Annotated in this window: 19 protein-coding genes; 11 read left to right on the top strand and 8 right to left on the bottom strand. The window is 68.9% G+C overall.

From position 1 onward, the window contains the following. Nucleotides 1–40: 40 nt before the first annotated feature. The 3 genes from HJG44_RS14110 to mnmA are packed head-to-tail and all read right to left on the bottom strand — an operon-like array spanning nt 41 to nt 3,030. A complete protein-coding gene (locus HJG44_RS14110; protein WP_171219037.1) occupies nt 41–1,195 on the bottom strand; it encodes a M20 family metallopeptidase in 1,155 nt (384 codons plus the stop codon). Between the two features lie 30 nt (nt 1,196–1,225). Continuing rightward, nucleotides 1,226–1,837, bottom strand: a complete 612-nt coding sequence (locus HJG44_RS14115; RefSeq protein WP_246736259.1) for a class I SAM-dependent methyltransferase — start codon at nt 1,835–1,837, stop codon at nt 1,226–1,228. Nucleotides 1,838–1,878: 41 nt separating this feature from the next. Beyond that, entirely contained in the window at nt 1,879–3,030 is a 1,152-nt protein-coding gene (gene mnmA / locus HJG44_RS14120; protein WP_171219535.1) for a tRNA 2-thiouridine(34) synthase MnmA, read from the bottom strand. 207 nt (nt 3,031–3,237) lie between these two features. On the opposite strand from mnmA, the gene HJG44_RS14125 reads away from it, so the two are divergent. From HJG44_RS14125 to flbD, 7 genes are all read left to right on the top strand, one after another. Then, a complete protein-coding gene (locus HJG44_RS14125; RefSeq protein WP_171219039.1) occupies nt 3,238–4,596 on the top strand; it encodes a flagellar hook-length control protein FliK in 1,359 nt (452 codons plus the stop codon). A gap of 10 nt (nt 4,597–4,606) precedes the next feature. Continuing rightward, nucleotides 4,607–5,275: a flagellar hook assembly protein FlgD gene (locus tag HJG44_RS14130; RefSeq protein WP_171219040.1), complete on the top strand. Its 669-nt coding sequence runs from the start codon at nt 4,607–4,609 to the stop codon at nt 5,273–5,275. Nucleotides 5,276–5,389: 114 nt separating this feature from the next. Then, entirely contained in the window at nt 5,390–5,665 is a 276-nt protein-coding gene (gene sciP, locus HJG44_RS14135) for a CtrA inhibitor SciP (RefSeq protein WP_171219041.1), read from the top strand. A 164-nt stretch (nt 5,666–5,829) separates the two neighbouring features. Further along, complete coding sequence (gene fliF, locus HJG44_RS14140; RefSeq protein ID WP_246736300.1) at nt 5,830–7,383, top strand: flagellar basal-body MS-ring/collar protein FliF; 1,554 nt, start codon at nt 5,830–5,832, stop codon at nt 7,381–7,383. Continuing rightward, a complete protein-coding gene (locus tag HJG44_RS14145; RefSeq protein ID WP_171219042.1) occupies nt 7,383–8,027 on the top strand; it encodes a FliH/SctL family protein in 645 nt (214 codons plus the stop codon). The genes fliF and HJG44_RS14145 overlap by 1 nt, the downstream gene beginning before the upstream one ends. After that, a complete protein-coding gene (gene fliN / locus HJG44_RS14150) occupies nt 8,024–8,365 on the top strand; it encodes a flagellar motor switch protein FliN (RefSeq protein WP_171219043.1) in 342 nt (113 codons plus the stop codon). The genes HJG44_RS14145 and fliN overlap by 4 nt, the downstream gene beginning before the upstream one ends. A gap of 29 nt (nt 8,366–8,394) precedes the next feature. Continuing rightward, entirely contained in the window at nt 8,395–9,750 is a 1,356-nt protein-coding gene (flbD, locus tag HJG44_RS14155) for a sigma-54-dependent transcriptional regulator FlbD (RefSeq protein ID WP_171219044.1), read from the top strand. Nucleotides 9,751–9,760: 10 nt separating this feature from the next. Here flbD and HJG44_RS14160 read toward each other — a convergent pair whose 3' ends face one another. Further along, the gene (locus tag HJG44_RS14160; protein WP_171219045.1) at nt 9,761–9,970 is read right to left on the bottom strand and encodes a hypothetical protein; all 210 of its coding nucleotides are present in this window, start codon (nt 9,968–9,970) and stop codon (nt 9,761–9,763) included. Nucleotides 9,971–10,122: 152 nt separating this feature from the next. On the opposite strand from HJG44_RS14160, the gene HJG44_RS14165 reads away from it, so the two are divergent. Then, on the top strand, nt 10,123–10,995 hold the full coding sequence (locus HJG44_RS14165) for a BON domain-containing protein (RefSeq protein ID WP_171219046.1): 873 nt from the start codon (nt 10,123–10,125) through the stop codon (nt 10,993–10,995). A 193-nt stretch (nt 10,996–11,188) separates the two neighbouring features. On the opposite strand, the gene HJG44_RS14170 is transcribed toward HJG44_RS14165, so the two are convergent. Next, nucleotides 11,189–12,937 carry a methyl-accepting chemotaxis protein gene (locus HJG44_RS14170; RefSeq protein WP_171219047.1) on the bottom strand — a complete coding sequence of 583 codons (1,749 nt, stop codon included), beginning with the start codon at nt 12,935–12,937 and terminating at the stop codon, nt 11,189–11,191. 522 nt (nt 12,938–13,459) lie between these two features. Here HJG44_RS14170 and HJG44_RS14175 point away from each other — a divergent pair. The 3 genes from HJG44_RS14175 to HJG44_RS14185 all read left to right on the top strand — a co-directional run bounded on the left by HJG44_RS14175 (nt 13,460) and on the right by HJG44_RS14185 (nt 17,667). Continuing rightward, entirely contained in the window at nt 13,460–15,214 is a 1,755-nt protein-coding gene (locus HJG44_RS14175; RefSeq protein ID WP_171219048.1) for a YadA-like family protein, read from the top strand. 7 nt (nt 15,215–15,221) lie between these two features. Further along, complete coding sequence (locus HJG44_RS14180) at nt 15,222–15,779, top strand: invasion associated locus B family protein (RefSeq protein ID WP_171219049.1); 558 nt, start codon at nt 15,222–15,224, stop codon at nt 15,777–15,779. A 427-nt stretch (nt 15,780–16,206) separates the two neighbouring features. Beyond that, nucleotides 16,207–17,667, top strand: a complete 1,461-nt coding sequence (locus tag HJG44_RS14185) for a PAS domain-containing protein (RefSeq protein WP_210261132.1) — start codon at nt 16,207–16,209, stop codon at nt 17,665–17,667. A gap of 38 nt (nt 17,668–17,705) precedes the next feature. Here HJG44_RS14185 and HJG44_RS14190 read toward each other — a convergent pair whose 3' ends face one another. The 3 genes from HJG44_RS14190 to HJG44_RS14200 form a co-directional block, all read right to left on the bottom strand. Further along, entirely contained in the window at nt 17,706–18,032 is a 327-nt protein-coding gene (locus HJG44_RS14190; protein WP_171219051.1) for a hypothetical protein, read from the bottom strand. Between the two features lie 405 nt (nt 18,033–18,437). Beyond that, on the bottom strand, nt 18,438–19,745 hold the full coding sequence (locus HJG44_RS14195; protein WP_171219052.1) for an HlyD family type I secretion periplasmic adaptor subunit: 1,308 nt from the start codon (nt 19,743–19,745) through the stop codon (nt 18,438–18,440). After that, nucleotides 19,745–21,502: a type I secretion system permease/ATPase gene (locus HJG44_RS14200; RefSeq protein WP_171219053.1), complete on the bottom strand. Its 1,758-nt coding sequence runs from the start codon at nt 21,500–21,502 to the stop codon at nt 19,745–19,747. The genes HJG44_RS14195 and HJG44_RS14200 overlap by 1 nt, the downstream gene beginning before the upstream one ends. Nucleotides 21,503–21,539 lie beyond the last annotated feature (37 nt).

The raw sequence follows: 21,539 nt of genomic DNA on the forward strand, positions 1-21,539 counted from the left end.
GGCAGCTGCGAGCTCTCTGCGCGACGGCCGTCCGCGAACCCTACCGCAGCCGCGCGATCGCCAGCGCGAGACCCTGCGCACGCGGCACGATGGTGTCGACCTCCAGATACTCCTCCGGCGAATGCGCCCGGCCGCCGACCGGCCCGATGGCGCAGATCGTCGGGCAGCCGACCGCCGAGGTGAAGCCGGAATCGGCGCAGCCGCCGGCGAACTCGCCCTCGACAGGGCGGCCGACCTCGCCCATGGCGGCCCGGTAGGCTTCGAACAGCTCGCGCGAGGCCGGGTCCTGCACCAGCGGCAGGAACTCGCCCTTGACGGCGAGCGTCGCGCTCGTCCCGGGCACGTTCGCGGTCGCGACGATCTCCTCGATCCGGACCAGGGACGCCCCCCGCTGCGGCGGCTCGACGTAGCGCAGGTCGATGCCGAGCTTGGCATAGGGCGCGACGGTGTTGACCGACTGGCCGCCCGAGACCAGCCCCACATTCAGCGTCACCCCGTGCTCCAGGTCCGTGATCTCCTTGAGCTGCAGGATCTTGTAGGCGGCCTCGTTGATCGCGCTCACCCCCTCGGAGAAGTTGCCCCCCGAATGCGCGGCCTTGCCGAAGATCTCGCATTCCATGAACACGCCGCCCTTGCGGCCGGTCACGACATTGCCGGACGGACGGCCGGGCTCGGCATTGAAGACGGCGCGGGCGCCGCGCGCGGTCTCCTCGATGATGTCGCGGCAGGCGGGCGAGCCGATCTCCTCGTCCGACGTGATGAGCTGCACGAGCGGCGCGGGCGCGCCGCCGAAGCGGTGATAGGCCGCGAGCACGAAGGCGTTCATGACCAGCCCGGCCTTCATGTCGGCGACGCCCGGCCCGTAGGCGCGCCCGTCCTCGATCCGGAACGGGCGCCGCGCCGCCTCGCCCTTCGGGAACACCGTGTCGCGATGGCCGAGAAGCACGATCGGCTTGTTGCCGCCCCCCGCACCCGCGACCTCGGCCGTGATCGCATCGCCGTAGGTCTCCCGCGGATGCACGGCGGTGCGGATGCCCTCGCGCTCGAAGAAGCGCAGGAAGCGCGCGCCGACGGCATCGACCCCCGGCTTGTCGTAGCTGCCGGAATCGAGGTTCACGACCTCCTGGAGGAGGCCCAGCATCGCGCCCTTCTGCTCGGCGAGCCAGGCGAGGATCTGCCGTTCGGATTCGGCCATGGAGGTCTCCGACAGGAACCGGGGAGGCGGTCAGACCGGCTTGTGCAGGCGCAGGACCTTGAAGAAGCCGCCCGGGAAGACGGGCTCGAGCGGCAGCGGTTCGAGCCCGCGCGAACGGGCCCAGCTCTCGATCCGGGAGGCCTTGAAATCGGAGCTCCAGCCGATCCTGGCGCAGAGCGGCGCGACGACGCGCTCGACGGTCGCGATCGGACCGGTATCCTGCCCGAAATGGTTCACGAGCACGATCTCGCCGCCTGGCCGGAGCACCCGCGCCATCTCGTCGAGCGCGCGTTCCGGATCGGGCACGAGCGTGATCAGGAACTGCGCCGTGACGCCGTCGAAGGACCTGTCCGGGAAGGTGAGGTGGCAGGCATCCATCACGTCCAGGCTTTTCACGTGGCGCAGGCCGCGGCGGGCCACCTTCTCGCGGGCGCGCTGCAGCATGTCCTCGGAGAGGTCGATGCCATGCACCTCCGAATTCGGCGAGTAGTAGCCGAGCGAGAGCCCCGTCCCGACGCCCACCTCCAGGATGCGCGGCCCGCAGGCCTCGACGGCGCGAACGGCCGCGCGCGCCGCCGGCTCGGTGAGCTTGTCGTAGACGATGTCGTAGACAGGCGCCCAGCGCTGATACGCCTTGCGCATCAGCGCTGTCGTCGGTTGTGCCCCCATGACCTCCCGTCCTTCTACGCCGCTGCCGCGACCGTGCCCGCCTCGGGCCGCATGATCGTCCCGCCGCCGAGCACGCGGGCGCGCAGGCCGTCGTCCTCGTAGAACACGCAGGCCTGTCCGGGCGAGACCCCCTCCTCGGGATCGAGCAGCTCCACCCCGATCCCGTCTGCAAGCGAACGCAGGACGGCGGGGCGGGCCGGCCGGGTGGAGCGCACCTTCGCGGCCACGGGAAGGCCCTCGGGTCCGATCTCGCCGAGCGGCAGGTCGCCGAGCCAGTTCACGTCCCGCAGCCGGACGAAGCGCGTCGCGAGCGCCTCGCGCGGGCCCACGACCACGCGTCCGCGCGCCGCGTCGAGCCGCACCACGTAGAGCGGCTCACCGCCGGCGACCCCGAGCCCGCGGCGCTGACCCACGGTAAAGTGTGCGACCCCGCGATGCCGTCCGAGCACCCGCCCGTCCAGGTGGACGATCTCGCCCTCCCGGGCGGCCTCGGGCCGGAGCTTCTCGAGCACGTCGGCATAGCGGCCCTGTGGCACGAAGCAGATGTCCTGGCTGTCAGGCTTGTCGGCGACCGGGAGGCCGAACTCGCGCGCGAGGCGGCGCGTCTCCGCCTTCGGCATGTCGCCGAGCGGAAAGCGCAGCATCGCGAGCTGCTCCGGCGTCGTGGCGTACAGGAAGTAGCTCTGGTCGCGGCCCGGATCGGCGGCCCGGACGAGCACGCGCCGGCCATCGGGCCCCGGGTGGCTCGCGACGTAATGGCCGGTCGCGAGCGCATGGGCGCCGAGATCGAGCGCGGTCCCGAGCAGGTCTCGGAACTTGACCGTGCGGTTGCAGTCCACGCAGGGGATCGGCGTCTCGCCCGCCACATAGCTCTCGGCGAAGCGGTCGATCACGGCGCGGCGGAAGCGCTCCTCGTAATCCAGCACGTAATGCGGGATGCCGATCGTCTCGGCGGCGCGGCGCGCATCCCGGATATCGGCGCCCGCGCAGCAGGCGCCCTTGCGGCCGGTCGCGGCGCCGTGGTCGTAGAGCTGCAACGTGACGCCGACGACGTCGTAACCCTCGCGCTTGAGGAGCGCGGCGACCACGGACGAGTCCACGCCGCCCGACATCGCGACGACGACGCGCGTCTCCGCGGGCGAGCCCGGCAGGTCGAGTGAGTTCAGCATATCCGCAGCGGCTTCAGGGCAGGGCATCATTATAGGGAGCCTCGGGAAGGGCGGCAAACATTGCCGAGCCGGAGGTGCCTTCCTGCCGGGACGCGAGCGATCCGGCCGTCTCGCCGGACGCGATAGATGCGGCGATTCAGAAACTTAGTCCGCCAGGGCGGCTGGCCCGCCGCTTGCGCCGGCCGCCTCCGGAACGGAACCCAGATGCCGAGCGTACCCAACTCGCGCAGCGTCGCCGCGCAGAGCCTCGCGGCGATGCCGCGAAACGAGCCCGCCAGCCGCGACCGGACGCAGCGGGCGAGCTTCAGCCTGCCCGAGCTCCTGAAGGAGAGCCCGACCGTCAAGGCTGCACGGCCAGTCGCTGCGACGGCGAGAGCCGGAACGCGGGCGCTCGATGACAGGCGGGAACCCGGGCGCGAAAGGGCCCGAACGGATACGGCCCGCGACAACGAGCGGGCTGGCCGGAACCGCGGGACGGACCGCGCCGGCGAGTCCCGGCCGCGCCCGGCGGAGCGATCGCGCGACGAGGCGCGACGGACCGCGCCCCGGGACGAGCCGCGCGACCTCTCCGGAGCGGGACGGAGTGACCGCGAAGGCGTCGACGATGCGGCAGCGGCCGAGACCGGTAAAGGCGAGCTCGAAGCGGCCGTGACGGGTGCCGAGACCGCGTCTGCCGCCGAAGGCGAAAGCCTGCCCGGTCTCGGCCAGGCCGGTCTGCTGGCTCTCAGCCTGCCGGCGCCCGCGGCCGGAGCGGAGGAAGGGCTCGCGTCCGGCGCGGCCCAGGGCGGAGCGGAGGGGGTCGAAGCGGCGGCCAAGCGGCGCGGAGGAGGCCCCCGGGACGGGGAAACCGCTTCCGCAAGCCATGCAGAGGGCCAGACCGAAGCGACCGCCGACGGGGCACCCGGCCGGGGTGGTGCTGCGGTCCCGGCCCTGGCGGCGATGGCCGGGAACGGCGGCCGCTCCAGACAAGCCAACGAGGCAGAGGCCGCGCCGGGGGATGCCGGGCCCGCGGACAAGGCCGCCGGGCCGGACGCCGCGTCCGCGAAGCCCGCCTTCGCCGACCTGCTCACGCAGGCGAATGCCGGCGAGCACAAGGCGGGCGCCGTCGCCCGGCACGCGGTCGTAAGCGACGTCGCGGTCGGCCGCGTGCCGATCGAGATCGGCCTGAAGGCCCTCGAAGGAACGAACCGTTTCGAGATCCGCCTCACGCCCGAGGAGCTCGGCCGCGTGGACGTGAGGCTCGATATCGGGGAAGGCGGCGAGGTCCGGGCGCACCTGATCGTGGAGCGGCCGGAGGCGCTGGCACTGCTGACGCGCGACCGGAGCCAGCTCGAACAGGCCCTCGAACAGGCGGGCCTGAAGCCGTCGGCCGAGGGCGTCGCCTTCTCGCTGCGGGACGGCGCGGCCGGACAGGACGGCCATGGCGGCCGGGACGGCCGGGCCGAAGCGCACCACCCCGCGGAGGCTCCCGCGGCACGAGATGACGCCGTGACCGCCGCCACGCCCGCCGGGGTGCCGCAAAGGCTCCTGGCGAGGCTCGGCGCGCTGGACCTGAGGATCTGAGGAGAGACCCATGGCAAGCGTCTCGGGCAGCTATTCGGCCCTGACCTCAACTCAGGCGACGAGCGCGGGCTCTGCCTCGAAGGAGATCGCCGGCAACTTCCAGGACTTTCTCCTTCTGCTCACCACCCAGCTCAAGAACCAGAGCCCGCTCGACCCGCTCGACACGAACCAGTTCACGCAGCAGCTCGTGCAGTTCGCGGGGGTGGAGCAGCAGCTGAAGAGCAACGACACGCTCGGCTCGATCCTCACGGCCATGCAGGCGACCTCCACGTCGAGCGCGGCGGGCTATGTCGGCATGAAGATCACGGCCGACGGCAGCACCGCCGCCCTCGCAAACGGCGCCGCAAGCTGGACGGTGACGCCGGCCAAGGACACGAAGAGCGCCACGGTCACGATCTCGGACCAGAACGGCGCGGCGGTCGCGACGAAAACCCTCGCGCTCAAGGCGGGCGCACAGACCTTCACCTGGGACGGGAGGGACGCGAGCGGCTCCGCCCTCCCGGACGGCATCTATGCCATCACCGTCCGGGCCGTCGACGCCTCGGGGCAGAGCGTCGCCGTCTCGACCGAACTCTCCGGCGTCGTCTCGGCCGTCAACGTGTCGAGCGGCTCGCCGGTCCTCACCGTGGGCACGAGCACGATCCCGCTCTCGAAGGTGAGGACCATCGCCTACCAGTAAGAGCCGGCCCGCCTGCGAGCGAATGTGGCAATTGGATGATTCGCTTCAGCAAATCTTAAGCGCGGCTGTCTAGGTTCAGCCTGAGTGGTCAGCGTAAGTGTATGTGAGCGTAAGATGACCGAGCCTTTACGACCGCGCGTCAAGTATGTGATCGGTCCAGACGGTTCCCCGCTGACCATCGCTGATCTTCCCCCGTCCAATACGCGCCGTTGGGTCATCCGCCGCAAGGCCGAGGTCGTGGCCGCCGTCCGCGGCGGGCTCCTGAGCCTGGAAGAGGCGTGCAGCCGCTACACGCTCACGGTCGAGGAATTCCTCTCCTGGCAGCAATCGATCGACGAGCACGGGCTGGCGGGCCTGCGCACGACGCGCATCCAGCACTATCGCCAGTAGGCAAGCAGCCCGGATCGGAGGCTGCTTAACCCGACGCTAACCACGAACCGGGAAATCTTTGCCGGGTGAGGGCCGCTCCGACGGCCCGGCAGGGTTTCCGTGGGTTCAACGTGGGCGGCGTCATAGAGCTCCTGACCAGGTTCGGTCCGGCCAGGCTGGCGGCGATGGGCGCCGTCACGCTGGCGCTGATCGGCTTTTTCGCATTCGTCATCCTGCGCGTCTCGCAGCCCGCCATGGGCGTGCTGTTCACCGATCTCGCGGGCGGCGACACCGGCAGCATCATCCGCGACCTCGACGCGCGCGGCATCCGCTACGAGACTCGCGACGACGGCCAGACCATCCTGGTGCCCAGGTCCGATATCGCGAAGATCCGCATGGAGCTCGCCGGCAAGGGCCTCCCGTCGGGCGGGGGCGTCGGCTACGAGATCTTCGACAAGGGCGACGCCTTCTCGACCACCAGCTTCGTCCAGAACATCAACCACCTTCGCGCCCTCGAAGGCGAGCTCGCACGCACGATCCGGACGATCGGACGCGTCCAGAGCGCCCGCGTGCACCTTGCCCTGCCGGAGCGGCGGCTCTTCGCGCGGGACAAGGAGGCGGCGCGCGCCTCCATCGTGCTGAAGCTGCGCGGCGAGCTCGCGGCCGACCAGGTCCAGGCCATCCGCCATCTCGTCGCCTCGGCGGTCGAGGGTCTGACGCCGGAGAACATCTCCATCATCGACGAACGCGGCCGCCTTCTCGCGAACGGGAGCGGCGGAGCGGATGCGCTCGGCACGGCGGCCACGGAAGAGAAGCGGGTCGCGCTCGAGCGCCGGCTCCGCGCCCAGGTCGAGGAGATCGTGGCGGGTGTGGTCGGGGTCGGGCGCTCCCGCGTCCAGGTCGCGGCCGAGTTCGATTTCTCCCGGATCGAGAGCCGGCTGGAGAGCTTCGATCCCGAAAGCCGCGTCGTGCGCTCGACCCAGACGCGCGGCGAGAACGCGTCCACCGCGAATGCCGAGAACCAGGTCAGCGTCGGCAACGAGCTGCCGGGCGCCCGTGACGCTCAGCCGGCGGCCCAGCCGGCGCCGAAGGACGTCTCCAGCAAGAACGAGGAGACGATCAACTACGAGATCTCGCGCACCACCCGGACGGAGATCCAGCAGGCGGGCCGCCTGAAGCGCCTCTCGGTGGCGGTGCTGGTCGACGGCGTGTATGGGCGCGGCCCCGGCGGCGAGACGGCCTATCAGCCGCGCGGCAAGGAGGAACTCGAGCGGATCGCGGCGCTCGTGCGCACGGCGGTCGGCTTCGACGGCAGCCGCGGCGACCAGGTCGAGGTGGTGAACCTGCCCTTCGCGGAGGGGCCGCAGATCGCCGAGGGCGAGAAGGCCTCGCTCCTGGCCTCCCTGCTCAACCCGACCAAGGAGGACATCCTGCACTGGGTGGAGCTCGGCATCATCTCGCTCCTGGTGCTCGTCGTCCTCCTGCTCGTCGTCCGGCCGATGGTGAAGCAGATCGTCGCGCCCGCCGCGGCGCTCCTCGCGCCCCCCCCGAGCCTGGCGCTCGCGGGCGACGGCGCGGATCTCGCGGCGCTGCCCCAGCCCGGGCAGGCGGAGAGCTACGGCAAGCTCGCGATCAACAGCCTGCAGAATGCGGAGCAGGTGGTGCGCATCAACGACCTCGCTGAAGGCAATCCGAAGCAGGCCGCCGCCGTGCTCCGCAGCTGGATGGCGCAGGGCTGATGTCGACCGCCCGCAAGTTCCTGTTCGGGGACGACCTCCGGGGGCCAAGTGCCGAGGAGGTCGCCGCGCGCGAGGCGGCCGATCGCGCCGCCCGCGACGAGGCGCTCCGGCGCGCCTTCGCGGACGGCGTGGAGGAGGGGCGGCGTCAGGCCGCCGCCGAGACGGAGCGCCGCCTGGCCCTCGCGATGGAGAGGCTTGCCGCCGAGGCCTCCGCGCGCTTCGCGGCGCTCGACATCGCCGTGACGCATATCGAGGACGAGGCGCTCGCCTATTTCGAGGCGCTCGCCCGCAAGCTCGCCGGCTCCGCCCTCGCCGCCCAGCCGCTCGCGGCCGTGGCGGATGCGGGCGCGGCAGCCTTCCGCCACCTGCGCGGCGTGCCGCATCTCGTTGCGCGCGTGGGGGCGCCGCTGGTGGAGGATGCCGAGGCGATGCTGCGTCGGATCGGCCGCGAACACGGCTTCGAGGGCCGCATCATCGTGATCGGCGACGAGGATTTCGGGCCGGGCGACGTCCGGCTGGAATGGGCGGACGGGGGCGTCGCGCGGGATCGCGCCGCCTTCGATCGGGCGATCGATGCCGCACTCGCGGCCGCGAGCGCGGCGCCCGCTGACCAGAGACACGAGAACGGGCCGGCAATGCCATGACAGCCTCATCCGACGTCCCCCTGCCGCAGCTCGGGGAGGGCGATCTCGCCTTCGGGTCCGGCGGGCGGCCCTCCGACGGCCCGGTCCCGCGCGACCCGGCCGACCTCGCGCAGATCCTGCACGTCCCGGTGACCCTGTCGGCCGTGCTCGGCCATGTCCGGGTTCCGGTCGGAGACCTCCTGTCGATCGGTCCCGGCGCGATCCTGGAGCTCGATCGCAAGGTCGGCGAGGCGATCGACATTCTGGTCAACGACCGGCTCGTCGCCCGCGGCGAGGTCGTCCTGGTCGAGGATCGCCTCGGCGTCACCATGACCGAGATCGTCAGGCCGGGCGCCTGAGCCCGATCGTCAACGGATAACCGCCCATCATGCGCCTTCTCATCATCGGCCGCCTCTCCGGCGAGCTCATCACGGCCTCCAAGATCGCGATCAGCCGCGGCGCCTCCGTCAGCCATGCGGACGGGATCGCGCAGGGGCTCGCCTTCCTGCGCACGCGCGGCGCGGACCTCGTCATGATGGAGGTCGCGCTTCCGATCCGGGAGCTGGTCGAGGCGCTGGACGCCGAGCGCATCCGCACGCCGGTCGTCGCCTGCGGCACCGGCACCGACGCGCGTGCGGCCGTCGCCGCCATCCAGGCGGGCGCCAAGGAATACATCCCGCTCCCTCCCGATCCGGAGATGATCGCAGCCGTGATCGAGGCGGTCGCGGCGGACACCCGCTCCTTCGTCTGGCGCGACCCGGCGATGGAGAAGGTGGTCAAGCTCGCCGAGCAGATCGCCCGTTCGGAAGCCTCCGTGCTGATTACGGGCGAGAGCGGCACGGGCAAGGAGGTCCTGGCCCGCCACATCCATGCGAAGTCGGGCCGGCGAGACAGGCCCTTCGTGTCGGTGAATTGTGCGGCGATCCCGGACAACCTGCTCGAATCCGAGCTCTTCGGCCACGAGAAGGGCGCCTTCACGGGCGCCGTCGCCCGGCGCATCGGCAAGTTCGAGGAGGCGCATGGTGGGACGCTCCTCCTCGACGAGATCTCCGAGATGGACGTCCGGCTCCAGGCGAAGCTGCTGCGCGCCCTGCAGGAGCGGGTGATCGACCGGGTCGGCGGCTCCCAGCCCGTCAAGGTCGACATCCGGGTGATCGCGACCTCGAACCGCAACCTCGCCGATGAGGTCCGCAAGGGCACCTTCCGGGAGGATCTGCTCTATCGTCTGAACGTCGTGAACCTGCGCATCCCGGCCCTCCGGGACAGGCCGGCCGACATCCTCGAGCTGGCGGCATTCTTCGGCAAGCGCTACGCCGAGCTGAACGGCCTCCCGGCCCGGGCGCTGTCGCTCGAAGCGAAGCGCCTCGTGGCCCGCAATGCCTGGCGCGGCAATGTTCGCGAGCTCGAGAACACCATGCACCGCGCGGTGCTGCTGGCCGCCGGCGAGCTGATCGAGGCGGAGGATATCCGCTCGCCGGATGGCGAAGCGCTCGGCGCCCCGCCCTCTCCGGCCGATCGCGCCGTCCAGACCGCCGAGGCGGTCACGCGCGGGCTCGTCGGCCGCACGGTCGCCGATGTCGAGCGCGACCTCATCCTGGACACGCTCGACCATTGCCTGGGCAACCGGACCCATGCGGCCCGGATCCTCGGCATCTCGATCCGGACGCTCCGCAACAAGCTGTCCGAATACATGGGCGCCGGCATCGCGGTGGCGGAGCCCGGCGCGACGCGCGCCGCCGTATAGGGCAGTCCCGCTACGAGTTGGTCCGGCCGACATGGCCGGGATCGACACCGCCCTGCGGCGTCGTCTCGTTCTCCACGTCGCCCTCGACGGTGGAATCGCCCGCGATGATATCCACGTCCTCGCCGGCCATCGTGGTTCCCTTGGACTGGCCGATGCCGGGATTGCCCTTCAGGTCGGCGTCCGACGGGATGCGGGTCTTCGGATGAGCGTTGCTCGTCATTGCCATCTCCTGGTTCGGGGTTCGGGGAGTGAACGGACGGGATCGGCGACCGTTCCTGCCCGTTCTGCCCCCGGAACGGGCGCGCGGGCCGGCCGTTAACCCGGCGAGCGGGCGCGCAGTCGCGCGCCCGGACGCATGCTCGGGAGGATGAGATGGCGGGATCTGGCCGCTGGGGAGACGAGCGCGAGCGCCATCGCGGCCATGGCGGGCGCGAACGCGGCCGGGACGATTGGGACCGTGGCGGGCCGGACCCCGATCGCTTTTCGCGCTACGACCGTGAGAGCTTCGCACGAGGGGAAGGGCTCGGCCGCGGCAGCCGCTACTATCCGGGCGGGCATGACTACTACAGCTACGGGCGTGACCGGGACAGCATGGGCCGCCGCGACGAGCCCGGCCGGGACTGGGATTCAGACTACCGCTCCGGCTACGGCCGCGGGCATGGCGGGTCGCCAAGCGGCGGCCGGCGGGAGGATACTTGGGGGGCCGGCCGGGTCTCGTATCGGGGCGGAGGACGCTCCGTGGGCGAGATGGCTTTCGGCCGTGACCAGAGCGGCCGGGACGATCCCGGGGATTTCGGCCGGGCGCGGGAGCGCGGCTGGCTGGACCGGGCCGGGGAGACGGTCGCGTCCTGGTTCGGCGGGGAGGATGACGAGGAGCGCATCCGCCGGCTGGACCTGCGCGACCGCGCCGGCGAGCATCGCGGACGCGGCCCGAAGAGCTATCAGCGGTCCGACGAGCGCATCCTGGAGGACGTGAACGACCGCCTGACGGACGATCCGCATCTCGACGCGTCCGACATAGAGGTCAGCGTGAGCGGACGCGAGGTCACGCTGACCGGGACGGTTGCGAACCGATTCGACAAGCGCCGGGCCGAGGATCTCGCCGACAGCGTGTCGGGCGTGATCCACGTCCAGAACAACTTGCGGGTCCGCGCCTCGGCCGGCGCCGCTGGCTGGTCGGACGAGCGGATATCGGGCGGAGCGGACGTCGCGGGCATGGGCCGGACGGACAAGACGACGGTCTGACGACCGGACGCTCTCCGGCGTGAGTCACCCTCCCCCGGAGGCGGGAGTTGCGGGCGCCAGACGATGCCGGCACCTGCACGCGGATCCCGAAGAGGCTCTCCCTCCGGCCGTTCCCGCCTTTCGGGCAGTGCTGGCCGGAAAAGCCGACCCGCACCGGCGATGTTCCGGAAGAGCGCGTGTGCTTCGAGTTGGTTCAGCCGCGGATCGTCCTCGCCTGGGCGACCAGCTTCAGGCGAGCGGCGGCTCGTCCGTCGCCGCCCGCCGCATGCTGCCCGGACGGGCGGTCGACAGCGGCCTGCGTGGGGCGGGAGCCCGTCGTTTCGCCGACGCGGAACAACCCGATCAATCCGGCGAGCTCGGCCGCCTCGGAGGCAAGCGCGCGGCTGGCGGCCGTCGATTGCTCGACCATGGCGGCGTTCTGCTGCGTGATCTGGTCCATCTGGTTGACCGCGGTGTTCACTTCCGCGAGGCCCATGGCCTGCTCCCTCGCGGAAGAGGAGATGGCAGTCACGATCTCCGTGATCTCGGCGACCTGCTCCGAGATCCGGGTCAGCGCCTTGCCTGCCTGACCCACGAGATCCACGCCGTCCGAGACTTGGCCCGTCGATGCCGAGATGAGCGCCTTGATCTCCTTTGCGGCCTCTGCCGAGCGCTGCGCTAGGGTTCGCACCTCGGACGCGACGACCGCGAAGCCTCTGCCCGCTTCTCCGGCGCGCGCCGCTTCCACACCCGCGTTCAGGGCCAGGAGGTTCGTCTGGAACGCGATCTCGTCGATGACGCCGATGATGCTCGATATCTGACCGGCCGAACGCTCGATCGCGCTCATGGCGCCCACGGCGTCCCGGACGACCTGTCCCGACTTCTCCGCATCCAGCTTGGCCGCCCGCACGATCTCTCGGGCGTGCGAGGCCGAATCCGCCGTCCGGTTCACCGTCGCCGTGATCTGGTCGAGGGCGGCGGCAGTTTCCTCCAGACTCGCGGCCTGCTGCTCCGTCCGTCTCGACAGGTCGTCGGAGGCCGAGGCGATCTCTGCGCTCGTCGACTGAATGGCCGCAGAGCCCTGAACGATGCGGGACAGGGTTGAGCGCAGGGTCTCGTTCGCGAGGTTGAAGTCCAGCCGAAGCTGTTCGAAGGCCGGTCCGAACGGCCGGTCGATGCCGCGCTCGATGTCGTTCTCGGCCAGCCGCGACAGCCCGGCGCCGATCTCCTTCAGGTCCGTGATGTCGGTGGCGAACTTCACGACCTTCATGACCTTCCCGTTCAGGTCGAAGATCGGGTTGTACGAAGCCTGGATCCAGACCTCCCTGCCGCCCTTGCCGAGGCGCCTGAAGGACGATGCGATGGCCTCGCCACGGTTCAGCTTCGCCCAGAACTCGGCATATTCGGAGGATCGGCCATAGGCCGGATCGACGAACATCCGGTGGTGCTGGCCACGTAGCTCTTCCAGACCATAGTCCATCAGATCGAGGAAGTTCCTGTTCGCGGTGATGATCTCGCCCGCCGGCGTGAATTCGATCACCGCCTGTACGAGCGAGAGCGCATTCAGCTTCGCTTCGTACTCGGCATTCCTAAGCTTCTGATCGGTGACCACGGTGGCCATCTTGACGACCTTCCGGACGCGGCCCCGGCGGTCAAGTACCGGATTGTACGAGGCTTGGATCCAGACCTCGCGTCCGTTCTTGCCCAAGCGCCTGTACTCGCGGGCGTCGTACTCACCCCGGCCAAGCTTCTCCCAGAATTGCCGGTAGTCAGCACTCTCGGCATAACTCGGGTCGACGAAGATCCTGTGGTGCTTGCCCTCGATCTCCGCCGGCTCGTAACCCATCGCGGCGCAAAAACTCTCGTTCGCCCGAAGGATCCTGCCTGTCGGCTCGAACTCGATGAGAGCAACCGCCCGTCCCAGCGCAGCAAGGACCGCCTCGGCTTCAAGCGCGCGCTTCATCTGCGAAATCACGATCTCGCTCCCACGTCGGAATGAAGCGGCCCAATGGAGGCGGCCGAGCCGCCGCGAACGAATCGCTCTAGACCTCACCATTCAGCCCTGCACCCCGTTAACCGAATGTCACCCCGGATAGGTCGTCAGCCCGAGCTGAATTGCATCTTTTCTCCCTGGATTGTCCATAATTTTCATTCATTTGCTGCATCATTTCGACAACGGACTGAGTTATATTTTGGCATAATTCAACGTTATATAATATGATCTTATCATATTCCGAATTTATTTATAATCACAACTTATCGTTAACCATATACAGCACAACAATTCGGCGTATGATTTTTTCGTGAGCCGATGATGCTGCTGAATTCCGCCTGTATCGCCGCTTTCCTGCCATCGCTCAGGATGAGTTCAGGCCTTCGACTTCGCCTGCTGGCGGGTGCCGCCGTAACCTCTGCAGCATTGGCGCAGGGGGGATACACACCGGCTGCCGCACAGAGCGCCCCGGTCGTGAGCCTGTGCTCCGGCGTGGCGGTCAACCTTCCGGTGCTGACCCCGGTCGTGAACTCCGCCAGCGGCCTTCTGGGAGGTCTTCTGGCGCCGCTGGATCCGATCCTGGATGGGCTTGTCGGCAACATCAACACGAACCTCGTGAGCGTTCTGAGCGGTCAGCCCCTTTCGGTCTCGGCCATCGACGCGAACGGCAACCTCATCAGCCTGCCGACGAGCGGATGCTCCGTATCGGTCACGAGCCCGAACGGCATCACGCTCGGCGGCGGCCAGATCGACGGGCTGGGCGGCAACGGCAATCCGAGGGCGAGCGCCGGGGACACGAGCGCGATCGCAATCGGAAACGGCGCGTCCACACCGACCGGCATCGTCGACGCCGTCGCCTTCGGAACGGGGGCCAGTGCAACGACCGCCGGTTCGGTCGCGCTGGGAGCGAACTCTGTGGCCGACCGCCTGAACGGTGCATCCGAGCTCTTCACCGGCACAGGTCTGCGCACGACGCTGGGCGTCGTCTCCGTCGGGTCGGCAGGCAATGAGCGCCAGATCACCAACCTGGCTGGCGGGACCGCAGACACGGATGCGGTGAACGTCCGGCAGCTCCGGTCCGTCGGCAACACCCTGGCCGGCGCGTTGGGGTCCGGCGCGGGCTTCAGCGCCCTCGGAGCTTTCACGTCTCCGAGCTACGTCGTCGGAAACAATACCTACACCGATGTCGGCTCCGCGATCGCGGCTCTCCAGGTCGGCACCACTCCGATCGGGCCTGGGCTCGTCGTGCAGGACACTCCCACATCGCCGATCACGGTGGGCGCAGCGACGGGCGGAGACACGGTCGACATCAACGGAACGGGCGGACCCCGGCGCCTGACCGGTGTCGCAGCCGGAACGGTCGCGAGCGGATCGACCGACGCGGTCACCGGCGGGCAGCTCAACGCCACGAACCAGGGCGTACTCGGCACGACCGCAGCGCTCGGAGGCGGCGCTTCGTTCTCGGCATCGACCGGGGGGTTCACCGGGCCGTCCTATGTGGTCGGCAACAACAGCTACTCGGATGTCGGCTCGGCCATCGCCGCGCTCCAGGTCGGCGCCAACCCGATCGGGCCCGGGCTCGTCGTGCAGGACACTCCCACATCGCCGATCACGGTGGGCGCCGCAACGGCGGGCACGGTCGTCAACATCGCCGGGACTGCCGGTCCTCGCGTGCTGACCGGCGTCGCCGGCGGCTCGATCGCGGCGGGATCGACGGACGCCGTCAACGGCGATCAAGTCTACGGCCTCTCCCGGACGACCGTTCGATACGATGTGGACCCGTCGACGGGCGGGCCGACGAATACGATCACGCTCGCCGGCGCCGACCCGAACACGCCGGTGCTGATCCGGAACGTTGCGCCGGGCACGAACACGACCGATGCGGCGAATGTCGGCCAAGTCAGGACGGCGGTTTCGGACCTGCGGACCTACGTGGACCAGCAGATCTCGAACCTTGCGGGCAACACGTCCACGGCGGTCAACCTCCTCGGGCAGGAGCTTCGCGAGGTGAGACGCGAAGCTCGCCAGGCCGCCGCCATCGGCCTCGCCGCGGGATCCCTCAGGTTCGATTCCACGCCCGGGAAGCTGAGCATCGCGGCCGGCGGAGGCGCTTGGCAGGGCGAAGCCGGCGCCGCCTTCGGCTTGGGCTACACGTCTCAGAACGGCCTCGCGCGGGTCAATGTCTCCGCAACAACCTCCGACGGCAAATGGGGCGTCGGCGGCGGCTTCAGCCTCACCCTGAACTGAGGCCGTCATGCGGCTCGTCCGATCGTCGGCCTTCGGGCTCGCGGCCGCGATGCTCTGCTCGGCCGCCCAGGTGGCGAGCGGGGCAGAACAGACCTACCGCATCAAGCCCTTCGACAATGCGCCGGGGGCCCAGAACGGCGAGATCCGCCGCTCCATCCAGCCCTTCGGGGGCTGGACCCTGATCTGCGACGAACAGGTCAGGCAGAGAACGAGGGTCTGCAACGTCTCGCAGGTCGTCGTGGATAGCTCGGGCGAGATGGCCTTCAGCTGGACCCTCGCCGGCACCAGGTCAGGCGAAGCCGTCATGATCGTCAGGATGCCTCGTGCCAACGAGACGCGACAATGGGTCGGGCTGAAGCTGGAGGGGGTGGCGAAAGCGGTCGATGTCCCCCTCACGTCTTGCGACGAGCGCGTGTGCCTCGGCTTCCTCGGCGTGAACCGGGAAATCACTCAGGCGCTGCGCAGAGGCGACCCCGCCGAGGTGATCTTTACCCAGAATGGGCGCTTCAGAACCATCCCGACGTCGACCGCCGGGCTGTCGGCAGCCCTGCGGTCGGTGCGATAGGCCGGGTGGCGCCGCCCCGAGCATCCACGCATGGTTTTAAATCAACGGTTGCATTCGCGAGCCGCCTGGATGATCATGCAGATTCTAATGCACCTCAGGACAATTCCGCTTGGACAGGAACGTTGCTCAAGTCTTAGACAATGTGACAGCTGACACGTCAGGTACACCGCAACCTTATATGCCTGACGATATATCGGATACCTTACCATGGATCCGTTTTGTTGGGAAAGACGTCATATGGTCTGACGGAATATACGCCCTTTTGGGTCTGAACAAAGCTGGCTTCGAGCCGTCTCTATCTCTTTTTATGAGCTTTGTTCACCCTGATGACCTTGCCGTCCGACAACTGTTGGTAGCGGGCGAGAGTCCACTGCCGGCCCGCGACGGGACATTCCGAATCGTTCGCCGGGACGGCACGATACGTTTGGTGTCTCTTGTCCGCCTGGAGAACTCTGCCGATCATCAGCCCGGCCTCGTCTGCATCTTCGACCACAATCGCAGGCTCGAAGAGATGCCTTCGGCTACCGCTCACGATCATTTGAACTGGTCCGACAGCAGCGGCGGGAGCGGGTTCCTGATGCTGCTGGATCGCAACGACCTCGCCCTGCCGTCGATCTCCCGGGGCATCCTCGGTGCCGGCTCCAGCGAGCGGATCGGAATCGAGACGATCATCCGGCACGTGCACGAGGAAGATCGAGAGCTTGCAAGGAGCGTGCTCGAAGGCAGCACCCTGGCTCGGCTGCCCGTCCGGGTGCGCTTTCATCGACTCGACGGAGGGCACGAGCGCAATCTCGAGATCGGACCGTTCAAGCCGATCGTGCCGCACTGCCCTCGGCTCGGCATCTGGGGGGCTCTGCGCGACGTTACCGTCGAGGTTCAGCGGGACGAGGAGCTACGGCGTTGCCGCAGCCAGCTCCGTGCGGTCCTGGAGAACGTGCCTGACGGTATAGCCCTGATCGAAAGCAATGGCCGGATCTGCGAGATAAATCAGGCAGCCCAGGCCATCCTCGACCTCGAGGTCGGCGACAGGCTGCTCGAAAGACATCCCGGTCTGAACCGTGATCCGCTGTTTCTCGGCATCGAGAAGGTGTTGGCGGGCGGCGGGCGCATCGAAGAAGAGCGTTTCGTCCCCGGCCTGTCGATGTGGCTGACCTACTCTGTCTCGCCAGTCGGCGCCTGCGCTCTGCTCGTCGTGCAGCGCCGGGACGACGTCTATCGGCTGAAGGCCGCAGTCGACGATATGTCGTCGCGCTGCAACACTGCCTTCGACCTGGGCCATGTCGGGCTCTGGGAGTTCGATGTGATGTCCAGGCGCTTGTGGCTCGCGCAATCGGCGCGGGAATTTCTGGGCGTCACGTCGCTGACGGTCGATGATTTCATGGCCCGGGTGCATGAGGAGGACGTCGCTCGGGTCAATCTGGCCCGCGAGACGGCGGTCTCGCGTCGCGGACCCATCGAGGTGGATTTCCGCTACACGACGGCGGACGGACGGGTGCGGCGGCTTCGTTGGCGAGGCGGATTCGTTCCGGGGCTGCACGATGGGGTGCTGCGTATGGCCGGGGTCGTCCTCGACCTGGATGATTTCGGAGCCGGCAGCGCGGGTGACGATCGGCCGACGGTGTCGGACGACGGTGTCGTGGGAGCTCAAATCAGGGCCGCGCGGGGGGCTCTGCGGTGGTCCGTTCGCGAGCTGGCGAGCCGCTCGGATGTTTCGGTTGCCACGATCAATCGCTTCGAGGCCGAGCGGCCCGCCTTCGACACCCGGGCTTCCAGCGTGGAGGCGCTTGTCTCGACCTTGAAGGCAAGAGGCATCGGCTTCCATCGCGGTCCGACCGGCAAGCCTGCAATCGAGATCGATCCGACAGGGCGCGGCAGCGAACGGCGGTGATCCTGACCGAGCCAGGGTCCGGACCGGGAAGGTCGCCATCAGGTGGCGAACGGCTCTCGTCTCATGATGAAGATCCCGTGTCCGTCCGTCGCGGCCAGTGCTCCGACCCGGGCAGCAGCATCGATGAGCGCGGTCCTTGCGGCGGAAACGTTCTCCAGAGTGGGTTCCCGCAGCGCCTCGTCGAGAGCCGAGCGGGCGACGCGCCATTCCCGGCAGGGACATCCGTCGTTCTTGAGGTTCTCGATCCCATACCGGTGTAGGGCCGCCAGCCCGTCGTGAACGTCCCGGATCAGCCGCATGCCGAGATCCGGTTGTCCGTTGAACAGCCACACGGCCACGGGCTCGGGGAACGGAATTCGCGGCACACGCATCTCGGTTACGACCGCCTCGTCAGGTGGGAGGCCGCGCGGCCCGCTCTACGGTGTCGAAGGCTACCTCTCGCTCCCATCGTCGCAGACACTTTCGAGGTGATGTGCCTCGTTATACTCCCAATCGGGTCCGATGTTTGCCGCGCTGTCGGTTTGAGGCACTCGATTCCTAACAGTTGACTGACGAGAACGAATGGGCCCGTTCGGATCTCGGCCGTGCCACGGATTCGATGATTGTGAGATGAACTGCCCCTGACGGATGCTGAATTCGTGGCGCGTCGGCAGATCGGTGACCTGAAGTTGCAGGCTTGATCACAGAGACCAGGGTCTGCCGGCCGCGCCCTTCGCAAGTTCAGGTGGGCCGCGCCGGGCCGCAGGTGGCCGAGCCGACGGGTATCTGCGTCAGCTCTCGCGGAAGACGAGTCGCACCTGGTCGGTGAGCGGCCTCAGGAGGTAGGACAGGATGGTCCGCTCGCTGGTCCGGATGAACACGTTCACCGGCATCCCTGGCACGAGCTGCACGTCGCCGAGCTTCCGTGCCTCGCCGGGAGCGAGTGCGATGCGCACGAGAAAGAAGCTGATGCCGGTCCGCTTGTCTTCCGTGATGTCCGCCCCGATGCGGATGACCTCGCCACGGAGTTCCGGGGTAGTCCTCTGGTTCAGGCCGGGAAAGCGCAGGACCGCGGCCTGCCCGGGCCGGACCTGATCGATGTCCTCGGGAGCGATCCGGGCGTCGACCACCAGCGAATCCGCATTCGGCACGATGAGCATGATCTGTTCGCCGGCACTCACCACGCCGCCCGGCGTATGCACCGCGAGCTCGTGCACGATGCCCGCCTGCGGCGCCCGGATGTCGACGCGCCGAAGCTGGTCCTCGGCCGTGACCTTCTGCTCCACCACGGTGGACAGCTTGGCGCGGATCTCCGCCAGCTCCGCCGCGACTTCGCTGCGATGGTTCTGGTCGAGCTGGATGATCTGAAGTTCCGTCTCCGAGATCTTCCCGCGGGCCTGTGCGGCCGCGGCAACGAGCCGGCCGCGTTCGCCTTTGAGGCGGGCCTGCTCGCGTTCGAGCGCGGTCACCCGGGTGATCTGGACGAGCTGCTTCTGCCAGAGCTCCCGAACCCCTTGCCACTCCCGGGCGACCAGCTCCAGCTCCTGCGCCTTTGCAGCGCTCTGCTCCTCGAGCCCCGATATTTCCTCTCGCAGCTGCGCGATCTGCTCCCTGAGCTGCCCCTTCTGCCCCGCCAGCGCATCCCGCCGGAGGCGGAACAGCCGCGCTTCTCCCGTGAGGATGCGCGCGAGGTCCGGCTCCTGCAGCGCCGTCGCCGTGAGGTCTTCCGGCATTCTGACCTCCTCGAGGCCGTCGCGCTCGGCTTCCAGGCGGGCGCGGCGGGCCGAGAGCTCCCAGACGGTCTTGGTAACGGCGTCGAGATTCGCCTTCGCGGTCGTCGCATCGAGGCGCATCAGGAGCTCTCCGGCCCGCACCGGGCGGCCGTTCTGGACCAGGAGCTCGCTCACCACGCCGCCCGTCGGATGCTGGACCTTCTTGACGCTCGACTCGACCACCAGCGAGCCCGCGGCGATGATCGCGCCCGACAACTCGACGGCCGCGCCGGCGATGGCGGCACCGCAGAGCAGGACGACCGCGCCGACCATCAGGGCGAGATGCCGGGTGACGGACTGCATGGTGGTTGTGGTAGGTGCGTCCATCAGGCGCTCCTTGCAGCGGGAGAAGGCTCGGCGGGCGCGGGAACCGTCGCCGGGCGGGCCGGCCCGAGCAGGCGCGGCAGGATCTCTTCCCGCGGCCCGAAGGCCTGGACCTGGCCCTCGTTCAGGACCAGGATCTTGTCCACGGCCGCAAGCGCGCTCGGCCGGTGCGCGATCACGACGGCGATCCCACCGCGGGCGCGGACGGAGTGGATCGCGGCCGTCAAGGCGCGCTCCCCTTCCGCGTCGAGGTTCGAGTTCGGCTCGTCAAGCACGACCAGGAAGGGCTCGCCATAAAGGGCACGCGCCAGCCCGATACGCTGCTTCTGGCCGCCCGACAGGCGCGCTCCGCTCTCGCCGACCGGCGTGTCGTAGCCGTTCGGCAGGCGCAGAATGACCTCGTGGACGCCGGCGACCTGAGCCGCCGCGATGAGCGCCCCATGATCGGGGTGATCTGCGAAACGGGCGATGTTCTGCGCGACCGTCCCGCGCAGGAGCTCGACGTCCTGCGGCATGTAGCCGATGAAGGACCCGAGCGCGTCGGGCTCCCATTGGTCGAGCGTCGCCCCATCGAGACGCACCACACCGCGCGCCGGGCGCCATAAGCCGACCAACGCCCGGGCGAGGGACGACTTGCCGGACCCGCTCGGCCAGATGACGCCCAACGCGCTCCCTGCCTCGATGGCGAAGCTGACATTGTGGACGATCAGCGTATCGGTGCCGGGCGGCGCCAGCGACACCGAGGCCAGCCGAAGGCTGCGGGAGGGGACAGGCAGAGGTGTCGGATCCTGAGTGGCGGGGGGATTGGCGAACCAGTCCCGGAGTCTGGACCAGCCCTGACGCGCGCTCACGAAGCTGCGCCAATTCGCGATGACCTGGTCGAGCGGCGCGAGGGCCCTGCTGCAGATGATCGTTGCGGCGAGCATCACGCCCGGCGTCGCTTCTCCCTTGATGACGAGGAAAGCCCCGAGCGCCAGGATACCCGATTGCAGAGCCGTCCGGAGAAACCGCGACAGACCGGCAGCCGCGCCCGCGACGTCGCCTCCGGCCTCGCTGCGGTCGAGGTAAGCCTGATTGTCCCGTCCCCAGAGCCGCGTCGTGCGATGCCGCATCCCGAGGGCGTGAACGAGTTCCGCGTTCCTGCAGACCGCATCGGCCGTGACCTGCCGGGTCGCGGCGGCCGCCACCATCGCTTCGGCCGGACCGCGGCTCAGCTTGTCCGTCGTGACCGTCACCGCAGCGAGCAGCAAGGCTCCCAGCAGCACCGCGATCCCGATCAGCGGGTGGAAGGCGAAGCAGACCGCCAGATAGAGCGGCATCCATGGCAGATCGAAGATCGCAACGGTCCCGCCGCCCGACAGGAACGACCTGCAGGTATCGAGATCCCGCAGAGCCTGCAGGCTCGACGAAGGTTCGCGCTTCTCCGCCGAAGCCTCCACGACCTTCCGGAACAGCCGGGCCGCCAGCCGTTCGTCGACGACCCTGGCCACCCTGCCGAGCGTCCGAGACCTCAGGATCTCGAGCGCGGCCTGGATCGCATAGAGCACCAGGGCGATCAGCCCCAGCGCCACCAGCGTCGGAACGCTCCGGCTCGGCAGTACGCGGTCATAGACCTGAAGCATGAAAAGCGGGCCGGTCAGCATCAGGAGGTTGATCAGCCCGCTGACGGCCGCGACGGCCACGATCACGTTTCTGCACGGCCGAAGTATCTCGGCGAGACTGATCTCGTGCGAAGGCCCGCGGCCGGTTTTTTGGGTCATGGAGGGCTTTGTCGGTGACGGCGCGGCCGGCCGTGGA

It is taken from the genome of Enterovirga aerilata, assembly GCF_013044135.1.
Classification (GTDB): Bacteria; Pseudomonadota; Alphaproteobacteria; order Rhizobiales; family Beijerinckiaceae; genus Enterovirga; species Enterovirga aerilata.